The sequence below is a fragment of the Thermostichus sp. MS-CIW-34 genome (assembly GCF_054060435.1).
The window spans coordinates 1-12,947 of the sequence record NZ_JBSSDE010000023.1 but is presented as its reverse complement, the minus strand read 5'-3'; the positions used below and the strand labels follow the sequence as shown (position 1 = coordinate 12,947).

General features: G+C 58.6%; 16 protein-coding genes and 2 pseudogenes. 10 read left to right on the top strand and 8 right to left on the bottom strand.

The genetic code is table 11. The annotated features are described in order from the left end of the window. Positions 1–196 precede the first annotated feature (196 nt). Positions 197–1,441: a peptidase C39 family protein gene (locus tag ACVWYY_RS09135; protein ID WP_457440323.1), complete on the bottom strand. Its 1,245-nt coding sequence runs from the start codon at positions 1,439–1,441 to the stop codon at positions 197–199. Positions 1,442–1,491: 50 nt separating this feature from the next. Between ACVWYY_RS09135 and ACVWYY_RS09130 the strand changes: the two are divergent. After that, positions 1,492–1,675 (top strand): annotated as a pseudogene (locus ACVWYY_RS09130) (hypothetical protein); the annotation flags it as partial. 205 nt (positions 1,676–1,880) lie between these two features. Next, positions 1,881–2,064 (top strand): annotated as a pseudogene (locus ACVWYY_RS09125) (hypothetical protein); the annotation flags it as partial. A gap of 86 nt (positions 2,065–2,150) precedes the next feature. On the opposite strand, the gene ACVWYY_RS09120 reads toward ACVWYY_RS09125, so the two are convergent. The 4 genes from ACVWYY_RS09120 to thrC form a co-directional block, all read right to left on the bottom strand. Further along, entirely contained in the window at positions 2,151–2,738 is a 588-nt protein-coding gene (locus ACVWYY_RS09120; RefSeq protein WP_041436871.1) for a DNA-3-methyladenine glycosylase, read from the bottom strand. Positions 2,739–2,755: 17 nt separating this feature from the next. After that, entirely contained in the window at positions 2,756–3,031 is a 276-nt protein-coding gene (locus ACVWYY_RS09115) for a ubiquitin-like small modifier protein 1 (RefSeq protein WP_011434358.1), read from the bottom strand. Positions 3,032–3,067: 36 nt separating this feature from the next. Beyond that, complete coding sequence (locus ACVWYY_RS09110) at positions 3,068–3,589, bottom strand: fasciclin domain-containing protein (RefSeq protein WP_457403673.1); 522 nt, start codon at positions 3,587–3,589, stop codon at positions 3,068–3,070. Between the two features lie 104 nt (positions 3,590–3,693). Further along, a complete protein-coding gene (gene thrC / locus ACVWYY_RS09105) occupies positions 3,694–5,034 on the bottom strand; it encodes a threonine synthase (protein WP_457403672.1) in 1,341 nt (446 codons plus the stop codon). A gap of 497 nt (positions 5,035–5,531) precedes the next feature. On the opposite strand from thrC, the gene mnmG reads away from it, so the two are divergent. Further along, complete coding sequence (gene mnmG / locus ACVWYY_RS09100; RefSeq protein ID WP_457403671.1) at positions 5,532–7,463, top strand: tRNA uridine-5-carboxymethylaminomethyl(34) synthesis enzyme MnmG; 1,932 nt, start codon at positions 5,532–5,534, stop codon at positions 7,461–7,463. On the opposite strand, the gene tsaD is transcribed toward mnmG, so the two are convergent. After that, positions 7,427–8,521, bottom strand: coding sequence for a tRNA (adenosine(37)-N6)-threonylcarbamoyltransferase complex transferase subunit TsaD (gene tsaD / locus ACVWYY_RS09095; RefSeq protein WP_457403669.1), 1,095 nt, complete (start codon positions 8,519–8,521; stop codon positions 7,427–7,429). The genes mnmG and tsaD overlap by 37 nt on opposite strands. Before the next feature lie 205 nt (positions 8,522–8,726). On the opposite strand from tsaD, the gene ACVWYY_RS09090 reads away from it, so the two are divergent. The 3 genes from ACVWYY_RS09090 (at position 8,727) to ACVWYY_RS09080 (ending at position 10,025) form a co-directional block, all read left to right on the top strand. Beyond that, positions 8,727–9,272, top strand: a complete 546-nt coding sequence (locus ACVWYY_RS09090; RefSeq protein ID WP_011434364.1) for a photosystem I reaction center subunit III — start codon at positions 8,727–8,729, stop codon at positions 9,270–9,272. A 44-nt stretch (positions 9,273–9,316) separates the two neighbouring features. Next, the gene (locus tag ACVWYY_RS09085; protein ID WP_011434365.1) at positions 9,317–9,436 is read left to right on the top strand and encodes a photosystem I reaction center subunit IX; all 120 of its coding nucleotides are present in this window, start codon (positions 9,317–9,319) and stop codon (positions 9,434–9,436) included. 100 nt (positions 9,437–9,536) lie between these two features. Next, positions 9,537–10,025 (top strand): photosystem I reaction center protein subunit XI, encoded by a 489-nt coding sequence (locus ACVWYY_RS09080; RefSeq protein WP_457403668.1) that lies wholly within the window; start codon positions 9,537–9,539, stop codon positions 10,023–10,025. Positions 10,026–10,031: 6 nt separating this feature from the next. On the opposite strand, the gene ACVWYY_RS09075 is transcribed toward ACVWYY_RS09080, so the two are convergent. Next, positions 10,032–10,232, bottom strand: a complete 201-nt coding sequence (locus ACVWYY_RS09075) for a CsbD family protein (RefSeq protein ID WP_041436874.1) — start codon at positions 10,230–10,232, stop codon at positions 10,032–10,034. 207 nt (positions 10,233–10,439) lie between these two features. On the opposite strand from ACVWYY_RS09075, the gene ACVWYY_RS09070 reads away from it, so the two are divergent. From ACVWYY_RS09070 to ACVWYY_RS09055, 4 genes are read left to right on the top strand one after another with little or no spacing between them, the layout of a single operon-like run. Beyond that, complete coding sequence (locus ACVWYY_RS09070) at positions 10,440–10,871, top strand: ribonuclease III domain-containing protein (RefSeq protein ID WP_457393906.1); 432 nt, start codon at positions 10,440–10,442, stop codon at positions 10,869–10,871. A gap of 33 nt (positions 10,872–10,904) precedes the next feature. Continuing rightward, positions 10,905–12,041, top strand: coding sequence for a 23S rRNA (guanosine(2251)-2'-O)-methyltransferase RlmB (gene rlmB / locus ACVWYY_RS09065; RefSeq protein WP_011434369.1), 1,137 nt, complete (start codon positions 10,905–10,907; stop codon positions 12,039–12,041). A 22-nt stretch (positions 12,042–12,063) separates the two neighbouring features. Continuing rightward, the gene (locus ACVWYY_RS09060; protein WP_414384163.1) at positions 12,064–12,321 is read left to right on the top strand and encodes a DUF1816 domain-containing protein; all 258 of its coding nucleotides are present in this window, start codon (positions 12,064–12,066) and stop codon (positions 12,319–12,321) included. Continuing rightward, positions 12,321–12,638: a 2Fe-2S iron-sulfur cluster-binding protein gene (locus ACVWYY_RS09055; protein ID WP_414342213.1), complete on the top strand. Its 318-nt coding sequence runs from the start codon at positions 12,321–12,323 to the stop codon at positions 12,636–12,638. Before ACVWYY_RS09060 ends, ACVWYY_RS09055 begins: the two co-directional genes overlap by 1 nt. A gap of 79 nt (positions 12,639–12,717) precedes the next feature. On the opposite strand, the gene ACVWYY_RS09050 is transcribed toward ACVWYY_RS09055, so the two are convergent. Further along, a partial coding sequence (locus ACVWYY_RS09050; protein ID WP_457440321.1) for a transposase occupies positions 12,718–12,947 on the bottom strand: 230 nt, incomplete at its 5' end.

Genomic DNA, 12,947 nt, shown 5'->3' with positions numbered 1-12,947 from the left:
CAATGCCTTGGCCCCTGAACCGCATTCCTATTCATGACCAACCATCCTCACCCGCAGGTGAGTCGCACTCCTCACTCCATCTATCCTTACTCAAATCCCCACCGAAAGACCAGATAGCAGTTTCAGCGGCCAGGAAATCATCCAGGCCATAGCGGTAGCGCTGTAAGTCGATGCTGCCCGCGTTCGCCCGGTTCGGCTATAGAGTGGGGACAGGCCACTCTCGCGGATGAATCAAGTAGACGGTACCCCCGGAGTGCTCCAGCCACAACGACTCTAGCTGTTCGCGGCGGTAAGTACGGCGAACCTCTTCGTTGGTTTTGGCTGCCGGATCGTGGAGGATGGGATCCCCGTGGCTAAACTGCTCCGCACCGCTGCCGCGAGCAAACCCCACCAGCACCGCCAGATGGCCGTTGCTTCTGGGAATTGGCGCCCCTTCCAGTTCTCCCTCACCCCAAGCATAGCTGAGGATCACCGGAACCCCTGCCGCGATCCAGGCTTCTGCTTGAGCCAAGCTCTCCAGCCGCGCCACCACGCCGGACAAACCCTGCTCGGCAGCATGGGCGACGTTGAAAGCCCAGTTGCCATGGCCCTGGTAAACCCGGTCATACACACCGGCCACTGCTGCGCGCACCAACACCTCACAGGGGCGGGGATCCCGCTTCCAGTAGGCCATCACCATCGCCAAAGAGGTGGGGCTACACCAGACCTCTCCCCCATCGGGGTACACCATCTGGGAGCACCAAGGCAGATCCAAGATTTTGCCCCAGCGGCTGGGATCCCCAGGGGATAGGCGGCTGGGCCTGACCGGCTCGTTGGAAATGGCAACTGCCACCTGATCCACAACGGCAGAACGGCCTGGCTCTTGCGTGAACAGGCGCACCCTGACCTGGAAGGCTTCTGCTCCGTTGAGGGTATCCTTGAGCACCAGCAAGTCCGTGTACAGGTTGCCATCCTCATCCCCTTGTCCTTGCACTGAGTGGCTGGCCAGAGTCAAGGGATCCGCAGCCCATACCCCGCCGTGATACCACTTTGTCCAGCGGTCTGAAAGCTTGGCCCGAATCCACAGTTCCAACCAGGTGCCGGGGGGCGTGGTGGCATTCCAGGAAGCGATTGCCCCGACCATAGGGAAGCTGGTGGGGACTGCTGGGCTGGTGGCTTCTCCCACCCAGTAGGGGCCAAGGGGATAGAAAGGGCGCCCCCGTTCGCGTAAGCGGTGCGGAGCATTATCGCGTAAGCGGGACGGAGTCCTTAGCGCCACCTCAGGCTCTTCAAGGCTGACTTCTTGCCGCAAACCCTCTGGATCCAAGACCAATTGCCCTCGGGCGTTCAGGCAGATCCCTTGGGTTGACCAGTCCTGAAACCCCTGAGCTTCTCCCGCCCGCCAGCGCTGAAACCCGGTGCGATAGGTGAAGTGGGTCTGGGATTGCATCGTCAAGAGCATGACTCTAGTCAATAATAAGCTCAACTATACTGAAAATAATGTATAATATGTTCAGTACGGATTACTACCAGTTGATCTTTCTGTTTACTTTCGAGTCTGCCAACATGGTAGCCAAAGCAAAGCAGAAAATTGGTAGTAAGACGACACGGAAACTGCGCTTTGGGTATTCTACTCAAAGCTTTGCGGGATACCGCCATTCTGGTTGGAAACAAACAGAATGCTATCGCTGCATAGTTGAACAGTGATGTTCAGCAGTGTTCAGCGTAAATGTATCAGTCCTGGAAAAGTTGGAACAGGCTGGGCCAACGTGGGCAACCCCAGCAAGAGCAGCACAACCCCGCTGACCAGCCCAGGCAGCCCCTGCCGTTCGCGTAAGCGGGACGGAGCATGACTCTAGTCAATAATAAGCTCAACTATACTGAAAATAATGTATAATATGTTCAGTACGGATTACTACCAGTTGATCTTTCTGTTTACTTTCGAGTCTGCCAACATGGTAGCCAAAGCAAAGCAGAAAATTGGTAGTAAGACGACACGGAAACTGCGCTTTGGGTATTCTACTCAAAGCTTTGCGGGATACCGCCATTCTGGTTGGAAACAAACAGAATGCTATCGCTGCATAGTTGAACAGTGATGTTCAGCAGTGTTCAGCGTAAATGTATCAGTCCTTTAGCCACTGCCTTCTGCGAGCATTGTCCGCCTGCCCCCACTAATAGCGCGACACCGCCGGATGTCCACCAATGTACCAGCGCCAGGGGATCTCGGCTCCTTGGGTGATGCCGATGCGGGTGGTTTGGACGATGGACAACTGCGTTTGCCAAGAGGGGGATCCCTCCAGCCAAATGCCTTCCTGGCCGGCTTCCGCCCGCTCTAGCCGCCAGCCGTTGTGGGATCCGTCGATGCGCAGTGCTTGACAGAGCAGGCCCGGCCCCGCCGCCGCCCGTGCTGGCTGATTCTGTTTGTTGGCCGGGATCCAGTCTGGCAGGCGATCCAACTGAGCTGCCCGGATCAGAACCGCCGCCGGGATCCCTTCTGGCTCGGTAACGATATTTAGACAGTGGTAGAGGCCGTAGATGCGATAGATGTAGAGATGCCCTGGCGGGCCAAACATGACCTGGTTGCGTTGGGTCTTGCGGCGGTAGGCATGGCAGGCCGGATCCCCAGCCGTGTAGGCCTCCGTCTCTACGATCTGGGCCCGCACCTGCAGCCCATCGGCAAATTGCCGCACCAGAACCATGCCCAGCAAGGCAGGTGCCACCAGCGGGGCCGGCTGGCTCAACCACTCCACAGCGTCCACGGCAGGCTTGGCAGCCCTCAGCCCCCAGCAACGGCAGGGACGATGCTCACCTCATCCCCATCTTGCAGAGGGGTGTCACATCCCTTGAGGAAGCGAATGTCTTCGCTGTTCACATAAAAGTTGACGAAGCGGCGCAATTCCCCCTTCTCATCGCACAGCCGCGCCTTAATCCCCGGACAGCGTTGTTCCAAAGCATCCAACAATTCGCGGATGGTGGATCCCTCGCAATTCACCACCCCCTGATCCTGGGTGAGCGCCCGCAGCGTGTTAGGAATCAGCACCTTGACTGCCATAGCCCAATGCCTCGTCCATTAACCAACATCAAAAAACTAGGGTAGCAGCACCCCATCGATGCCGTGAATCACGCCGTTGGAAACTGGAATATCCGCCAGGTTCACGTTAGCCCCGTTGACCCGGATGCTGCCATCGGATCCCACCTGCACCTGCAGCGGCAGCCCTGCCAAGGTGGTCAGAGTGGTCGATTGGCCGGGCCGCAGGTCAAACGAGGTAATCCGCCCCGGCACCACATGATACGTGAGAATGCGGGTGAGCTGAGCCCGTCTGGCCGGCTGCAACAGCGTCTCCACCGTACCCGGCGGCAGTTGCCCAAAGGCCACATCGGAAGGGGCAAAGACCGTGAACGGCCCCGGCCCTGCCAACGCCGTATTCAGGCCCGTCGCCCGCAAAGCTGCCGCCAGCGTCGAGTAGCTGCTGGGCAAAGTTTCCAGCTCAACGGCAATGGTGTTTAGCCCTTGAGGCTGGGCCGCAGGAGCAAAGACAAGCGGGGCCACTACAGCCGCCAACGGGATCCAACGGCGAACAAGGCGTTGAACAGAAGGAAAGATAGGCATTGTGCAAAGCTCCTGAGCCAATAGGTCTACGCCAGGGATCTTAACAGTTCTTCATTAAGATTCTGTTAAGAGGCAATGGAGAGGGTCTTCCCTGCAAACCGAGTTCATACTGATGCCTCCTGCCAGTCCAGCCGCTCCAGGGTGCGGGCCCGCTCCAAAGCCTGTTCAAAGCTCTCCAGCCTGGGCGAGATCACCAGAGGATGGCCTACGTGGGGTTGAACCGCCTCCTGGGTCTTCAGGCCGTTGCCGGTAATGTAGGCTACTGTAACCGCCTCGGGATCAAGTTGGCCGGACTCTGCTAGGCGTTTGAGCACGGCAATGGTGGTGCCGCCGGCAGTCTCGGTGAAGATGCCTTCGGTCTCGGCCAGGAGCTTAATGCCGGCGATGATCTCGGGATCCGTGGCCGTTGCGATCTGCCCACCGGTTCTGCGGGCAATGTCCAGGGCGTAGATCCCGTCGGCAGGGTTGCCGATGGCGATGGATTTGGCGATGGTATTGGGCTTAACAGGGCTGACAAAATCCCGCCCCTCGCGAAACGCCTGGGCAATGGGCGCGCAGCCCTGCGCCTGTGCGCCGTGGAAGGCGACCGGCTTATCCGCCACCAGCCCCACCTTCACAAACTCCTGGAAGCCTTTATAAACCTTGGTGTACAGGGATCCCGAGGCCAGCGGGATCACTACCTGATCCGGCAGTTGCCAGCCCAGTTGCTCCACCACCTCGTAGGCCAGGGTTTTGGAGCCTTCCGAGTAGTAGGGGCGCAGGTTGATATTGACGAAGCCCCAGCCGTAGCGATCCGCCACCTCGGCGCAGAGGCGGTTCACCTGGTCGTAGTTGCCCTCCACCGCCATGACGGTGGGGTTGTAAATCAGGGATCCCAGCACTTTGCCCGCTTCTAAGTCCGCCGGGATGAAGATGGTGCAGTCCAAGCCGGCGTGGGCGGCAATAGCAGCGGTGGAGTTGGCCAGATTGCCCGTGCTGGCGCAGGAAACGGTGGTAAAACCCAGCTCCTTGGCGCGGGTCAGCGCCACCGACACCACCCGATCCTTGAAGCTAAGGGTGGGCATGTTGACGGCATCGTTCTTGATGTAAAGATTTTTTAACCCCAGCCGCCGACCCAGCCGATCCGCTTTGATCAGAGGGGTCATGCCGGTGCCCACATCAATGGGCTTCTCAGAAGTCACCGGCAGAAAAGGCCGATAGCGCCAGATGGAATGCGGCCCGGCCTGGATGCTCTGACGGCTAACCGTGCGCTTCAGCCAGTCGTAGTCATAAGCCACTTCGAGGGGGCCGAAACACAGCTCACAAACATGCTTGGCGACCGGCTCATACTCGGCGCCACACTCCCGACAGCGCAAACGGCTGAAGCCCACCTTGGAGCTGTGCAAGGCAGAGGCCAACGGGGAATCGGCAGGGCTGAGCGGGCGTTCGGAAAGAGTTTGGGACATGGGCAGCCTCAAGGTGAAGGAAAGGGTGGGCGCTGGATTGAACTTACCTATCGTTGGGGGGAATCTTATCACCCGCAATCTGCCGCGTCAACTAAACCCGACTAAAATAGTCTGGATTAGATCCGGTTGAGGATAATGGAATCGGTGCTTGGCTCTCTCAGGCGGGCTGTCTGGTGTTTGTATGAGCCGCAACATCCCTTGGGCGACTCTGCCCTTTCCTCTGGGATCCCCTGCTATCGGCAGCCTTGGGGGAGCTGATCCCAGCGCCCTGAGGTCTCTTCAACTCTTCAATCAGGTGACTTAGGCTGGGAACTGAGCCTCTACCCAACTTTATTTCCCAGGGCAACAGAAAACTTTCCCTACTGCTCTGCCTGCCTCAGGCCGGTCGCAAATAACCCTATCCGTTGCCGCCATCGCTAAGCTGGATAAGCGAGCTGAAATAACCTGAAAATTAAAAGACCGGGGATCCCGGCTATTCATTTTGGAATTGCCACCTTATGCTCAAAGTTGGACAGGATAGCCTTGATTTTCTCGATCACTACGATGTGGTGGTGGTCGGCGGGGGGCACTCCGGCTGCGAGGCAGCGTTGGCAGCAGCGCGGCTGGGCTGCAACACCCTCATGCTGACATTGAATCTGGACAAGATCGCCTGGCAACCCTGTAACCCCGCCGTCGGCGGCCCGGCCAAATCGCAACTGGTACACGAAATCGATGCCCTCGGCGGCGAGATGGGCAAAGTTACCGACCGCACCTATTTGCAAAAGCGGGTGCTCAACCGTTCGCGGGGGCCGGCGGTGTGGGCGCTGCGGGCGCAAACCGACAAAAGGGAATATGCGCGGGTGATGCGCTCGGTGGTGGAAAACCAGCCTAACCTGACGATTCGCGAGGGCACTGTCACCGATTTGGTGTTGGGGCGCAACGACGAGGTGGTGGGCGTGGTCACCCATTTCGGCACCATCTTCGGCTGTCGGGCGGTGATCCTGACCACCGGTACGTTTTTGGGGGGGCGCATCTGGATTGGTCGCCACTGGCAAGCTGCCGGACGGGCAGGGGAATTTGCCGTGGAAGGGCTGACCGACACCCTGCGCCAACTGGGCTTTGAAACGGGCCGGCTGAAAACCGGCACCCCTGCCCGCGTGGATCGGCGCAGCGTGGATTTTTCCGTCATGGAGCGGCAACCGGGGGATCCCGATGTGCGCTGGTTTAGCTTCGACCCCGAGGTGTGGGTGCCAAGGGAGCAGATGGATTGCTACTTGACCCGCACCACCCCAGAGACCCACCGCATCATCCGGGAAAATCTCCACGAAACCCCTGTCTATGGCGGCTGGGTGGAGGCCAAAGGGCCCCGCTACTGCCCCAGCATCGAAGACAAGATTGTCCGCTTTGCCGACAAGGAAAGCCATCAGATTTTTATTGAGCCGGAAGGGCGGGATCTGCCGGAGCTCTACATCCAGGGGTTCTCCACGGGGATGCCTGAGAAAATCCAGATCCAGATGTTGCGCTCCTTGCCTGGCCTGGAGCGGTGCGTCATGCTGCGGCCTGCCTATGCGGTGGAATACGACTATCTGCCGGCCACCCAGCTCTACCCCACTCTGATGACCAAAAAGGTGCAGGGGTTGTTTTGCGCCGGCCAGATCAACGGCACCACCGGCTACGAAGAGGCGGCAGCTCAGGGGCTCATAGCCGGGATCAACGCTGCCCGCCTGGTTCAAGGCAAGCCCCTGGTCACCCTGCCGCGGGAGTCCAGCTACATCGGCACCCTCATCGACGATCTCTGCACCAAAGAACTGCGGGAGCCCTACCGCATGCTCACCAGCCGCTCCGAATACCGCCTCATCCTGCGCTCCGACAATGCCGACCAACGGCTCACCCCCCTGGGGCGAGAATGGGGCTTGATCGATGACCGGCGCTGGGCCCTGTTCCAAGCCAAGCAAGCGCGCATTGCCGCAGAAATCGAGCGCCTGGAAACGCAGCGGGTGAAGGCCCACGACCTGGCCGGCATCCAACTAAGCCAACTGACGGGGCAGGGGATCAAGGGATCCGCCACCCTGGCCGAGATCTTGCGCCGCAACCAGATTCACTACTCCGATCTCCTGGAACTGGGGCTGGGGGATGCGGAGCTGGATCCCTTTGAGCAGGAGGCGGCAGAGATTGCCGTCAAATACAGCGGCTACATCCAGCGGCAGCAGAGCCAAATTGAGCAGGTGAGCAAGCAGTACCACCGCCCTCTGCCCCCCGATCTGGACTACCACTCCATCCCCACCCTCTCCAAAGAGTCGCGGGATAAGCTCTCGGCGGTGCGCCCGCTAACCGTGGGCCAGGCGGCCCGCATCGGCGGTGTCAACCCCGCCGACATCAACGCGCTGCTCATCTACCTTGAGGTGAGGCAACGTCAGAGGGCGGCGGATCCCGTCTGTTCTTCTCTGTGAGCTCCGCCCCCACCCAGGTAGAGGGAAGGGATCCCTTCTAGGGGCATGCGCGAGGCTACCCCCAGCTCCAGCGGCGAGACCTCCCCCCGCAGCCAGTGGCAGAGCCCAGCTGCCCCAATCATGGCGGCATTGTCGGTGCAGAGGGCTAGAGGCGGGATCACCACCCGCAACCCCTTTTGCCGGGCTGCTTCTGTGAGGCGGGCCCTCAGCTCCCGATTGGCAGCTACCCCTCCCGTCAGCAGCAGCGTCGAGAGGCCCAGCGCCTCGGCGCAGGCCACTGCCTTTTCGGTGAGCACATGGGTCAGACAGGCCTGGAAGCTGGCGGCAATATCGGCAATGGGCAACTCCTGGCCCTCTTGCCGCAACTGCTGTACTAGGCGCAACACCGCCGTTTTTAGGCCACTGAAGCTGCTGTCGTAGGGATGATCCACTTTGCCCTCTGGCAGCGGGAACCGCTCTGGATCCCCCTGCTGGGCCCAACGGTCGATCTGCGGCCCCCCCGGGTAGCCCAGCCCCAACAGCCGCGCCACCTTATCAAATGCCTCGCCGGCAGCATCGTCGCGGGTGCGGCCCACCGTCTGGTAGTCCCCGTAGTCCTTCATCCAAATCAGGCTGGTATGGCCTCCCGATACCAAAAGGCATAGGCAGGGGGGGCGCAAATCGGGCTCTGCCAAGAAGCCGCTGAAGAGATGGCCCTCCAGATGATGCACCCCGATCAGGGGCTTGTCGTAAAGCAAAGCCAGGGTCTTGGCCCCCATCAGCCCCACCAGCAGGGATCCCACCAGGCCCGGCGCACAGGTTACGGCAATGGCATCTACCTCGGCCACCTCCAATCCGGCCTGCTGCAGAGCAGCCTCTAGCACAAAGGGCAGAGTTTCCACATGCTGCCGTGAGGCCACCTCCGGCACCACCCCCCCGTAAGCAGCATGAAGGTCGATTTGGCTGGCCACCACGGAGCTGAGCTGCCGTGGGGCAAATCCCGGCCAGGCCACATCCGCCGCCACCACAGCCACAGCCGTTTCGTCACAACTGGTTTCGATGGCAAGGACGCGGGGCATGGGAGAGCAAGCTGGGCAAAAGGGATAGGAGAGCTTTGGGATACTTGAGATACTTGAATTAAGAATTGTGTGAGCTAAAACCCGGGATCCGTCGGGGCGAGGCGCTCAGGAGTATGATACTAACCGTTTAGTGCCTGTTTCTGCACTTAGCATCCCTTAGCATTTGGACAGATCTTAGACCCCTACCTCAAGGACACATCCTGCTATGCGAACCTTTTTAAGCCTTCTTTTGGCCCTTTGCATCGCGCTTGGCCTCGCCCAATCTGTGCAGGCAGAGCCCTTGATTGGTCTGAAACCTTGCAGCGAAGTTCCCGCCTTTCAGGCTCTGATGAACGAACGCCTGAGCAGCCTAGAGGAGAAGATCCTCAACGCCAGCCCTGCTATGGCTCCCGTCTACCAGCAAAAGCTGGCCCAAACCAGCAAGCGCTTTGAGCGCTACAGCAAGCTGCTCTGCGGCGAAGAGGGCCTGCCCCACCTGGTTACAGATGGTCGGTTGAACCATGCGGGCGAGTTTCTCATCCCCGGCTTGCTTTTTCTCTACATCGCCGGTTGGCTGGGCTGGGCAGGGCGCTCTTATCTGATTGCCGTGCGGAATAGCGACGAACCGGAGATGAAAGAAAGCATCATCGACGTTCCCTTGGCGCTGCGCTGTTTCCTCACGGCTTTGGCTTGGCCTGCTGCTGCTTTCAAGGAGATTGCCAGCGGCGAAATTCAAGAGCCGGAAGCGGCTGTGCCCATCTCGCCCCGCTGAGCCTGGCTTTCCAACTCGATCTGTTCAACTTTTGAGAGGCATCTATGGCTGATTTCACCAAGTTTCTCACCACTGCTCCGGTGGCATTTATCCTGTTTTCCAGCTTTGTTTTTGCCCTGTTCATCGAGATCAATCGCTTCTTCCCCGACATTTTGACGTTCTGAGTGTAGGCCAGGGATCCCCAGCGCAACCTACGCCCGGTGGGATCCCTGCTTTTTTAGGCTTTTTTCCATCCTCCTTTGAACTGGACACAGAGTTGCTGAAATGGTCGAACCCAATGCCGATCCTGCTCCGTTGAATAGGTTGAACATGAATAAGGGATACGTCACCGTCCCTGAGGGAGATCCGCAAATTGGGGATCTCTGGACACCGATCAACCACGCGCCTGTTGTCCGGCTGTTGATCGACTGGCTGCCCATCAACCGACCGGGATTGAGTTCCATTTGGCGGGGCTTGGAAATCGGTATGGCCCACGGCTATTGGCTGGTAGGCCCCTTTGCCAAGCTGGGGCCGCTGCGCAACGAGCCCATCGGTCTGCTGAGCGGCTTTTTGGGAGCCTGTGGCCTGATCCTGATCCTGACGGCGGCCCTTTCTCTCTACGGCTCTGTCACCTCGCAGCGCAACATAGGGCCGGTAGGGGGATCCCAATCTTGGAGCGAATTGGCCGCTGGCTTTTTGGTAGGGGGTATGGGGGGGGCGGTCGTCGCCTACCTGCTTTTGCTGAATGCAGATCTCCTTGTCCCCGCATCTTAACTGGAGCTATTGGCCATCCGTTGGATCATCCACAACGTCTTTAATCGCTTCTCGAGCATCCTCGACTCCAGGGTGGGTGGCCGCCTTTGTTTGCTCGGCCTTACCTTCCAGCCTTTCACGCTGATCGCTGGCCAGCTCACCCACAATTTCTTGGATTTTGCTCTCCAGATTCTTGGCAGTAACTCCAACTGGCTTTTCAAGGCTCATAACATCAGCCCCTTAACCGGCTTTGCCCTGTCTACTCGATAGCACCTTTTCTCTCTGGGCCTCGTGATCCAAATCACCTGCAAGGGGGGAAAGAGCGCGAGTCAGGCTAGCAGACCAGAGGAAGCTTGTCTTAGCATGGACTGAATCCTGCAATGAGCCGATGACAGCGGTTCTAGAGATTTTTCTGCCTATCTTTCGTGAGCTGCTGTGAACGATCTGCTGTCCGAACCCACTTCCGAAAGGCCCTCCTTGGCCGAGATTCGCCGCCTATCGCCCGCAGCCTTGGCCTACCTGGGAGACGCCATTTACGAACTGCACGTGCGGCGGCAACGGCTATTTCCTCCGGATCGACTGGAGCGCTATCATCAGCAGGTGGTGAGGCGGGTGCGCGGCTCGGCTCAGGCCAAGTTGCTGTTGGCCCTGTTGCCCCATCTCAACCCCGAAGAGCAGGAAATTGTCCGCTGGGGTCGCAATGGCTGCGGTCGCCCACCCCGGCATCTGCCTCTGGCCGATTACCAAAACGCCAGCGGCCTGGAAACAGTTCTGGGCTATCTCTACCTGGCCAATCCCGAACGGCTGCGCCATATCCTCGCCCTCACTGATGTTTTGGCTGAGACCCTAGGCGAGTGGGAAGGTTAGGATAGTCTTTCCGTCTTTCCATCTTCCACGCCCATGCCCAAGACTTCTCAGCGCAAACCTGCTTCACGGCTGTCTCGCTCGGGCAAACTGCAGCCGCGAAGGGCAGGGCAATCCGTTAGCAAGCGGGTACAGCGGCCCAAACGCCGAGACGGGGATCCCAAGCTTGCCCTCCGAGAGGCTCCAGTGAAGCCCATCCGTCGCGACGCGCAACGGCAGTGGCCCCAAGGCAAGATGGCTCCTCAACCAGTAGGCGAGCTGGATCCCGGCCTCTCCACTGGCGAGACAGGGATCTTGCCAGGGGAAGTTCAGCCTCAGGCCGACGGGAATCCGGAGACCGAGCTGGAGCAAGAGATTATCTACGGTCGCCAGACAGTACTGGCTGCTTTGAAAAGTCAAGCCACCCTCAATCGGGTTTGGATCTTGCCGAAGTTGCGCTACAGCCCCCAATTTTTATCTCTGTTGGAAGAAGCCAAAGCGCGGGGCACCGTTATCGACGAAGTGTCTCCAAAGCGGCTGAACGCCCTCACGGCTGGCGCCAACCACCAGGGTATCGCTGCCCAAGCCACGCCTTATCAGTACGTGGCCCTGGAGGATTTGGTGGAAAGAAGCCGGCAGGCCGGCCCCAATCCGGTGCTGGTGGTTCTAGACGGGATCCAGGATCCCCATAACTTGGGAGCTATTGCCCGTAGTGTAGAAGCTTTTGGCATGCAGGGGATGGTGATCCCCCAGCGGCGGGCAGCAGGGGTAACCTCGACGGTGATGAAGGTAGCGGCGGGAGCCCTCTCCACCTTGCCGGTGGCGCGGGTGGTGAATTTGAATCGGGCTTTGGAATACCTCAAAGAGCAGGGGTTTTGGGTCTATGGCACCACCAGCCGAGGGGCTGACCCCATCTATAGCGCCGATTTTCAGCGGCCCATTGCTTTGGTAGTAGGATCCGAGGGGGAAGGGATTAGCCTGCTCACACAACGCCATTGTGACCAACTGCTGTCCATTCCCTTGGCAGGCCGCACTGAAAGCTTGAATGCTTCTGTGGCCGCCGGCATTGCCCTCTACGAAATCCACCGGCAGCGCTCTCCCCACCACCTCAAACGCCCTGAGGTTGATACATTCCTCAACAAATCGTCAATAAAAGTAGTAGAATCTAGGGGATTGCAAAAGGACATCCAATGATTGCTAGACTTGATAATGGGGGATGGATCCCGTGAGCAACCTTTTGGCCAATCTGTTGGATAAGCTGCGCGGCCTATCGGTCTGGATCGAGATCACCACCGAGGACTGTACCTACTACTACGGCCCCTTCTCCGATGAAGCTGAGGCGGAGCGGCTCAAAGGCCACTACATCGCCGACCTGCAAAAGGAAGGAGCCAAAAAGATCCAGGCTCTGGTGAAGAAAATGCGCCAGCCACAGTCTCTGACGGTGACCCGTACTCCGTCGGGAGCCCGTTCCTGATGTCTGCTACGGCTTATCAAGTAACCCTTCATCACCGCGGCCAAACCTACCGCTTCCCTGCCTCTGCGGATCAGACGGTTTTACAAGCTGCTCTTGAACACGGGATAGAGCTACCTTCCTCTTGTCAGGCGGGGGTTTGCACTACCTGTGCGGGGCGGCTGAGGTCGGGATCCGTGACTCAGACAGAGGCAATGGGGATTGGCCCAGAACTGCAGGCTCAGGGCTTTGTGCTGCTGTGTGTAGCCTATGCTACCTCTGATTTGGAGGTGGAAACTGATCAAGAGGAGGAGGTTTACCGTTTGCAGTTTGGCTCCTAACCGTGCCGGATTTCTGTTCAGGTCTACTTGTTAGTAGGTGTTGTAGTCATTTCGATTCAAACTAGGTTGTGTTGATCTTTCATTTGAGCCAAAAGAGAGCACTGACGAGATAGAGAAAACTCAAGAAGTTCCTGGCCAATTTGTCAAAACGAGAAAATAGATGCCGGTACTGCTTTAACTTATGAAAAAAGCATTCGATTAAATGCCTCTCTTGATACAGATGCTTGTCATAATGCCGCTGCGTCTTTCTATTCCTTTTAGGCGGAATAACCGCTTGAGCTTCCCCTATCTTCTCAATCAACTTATCCG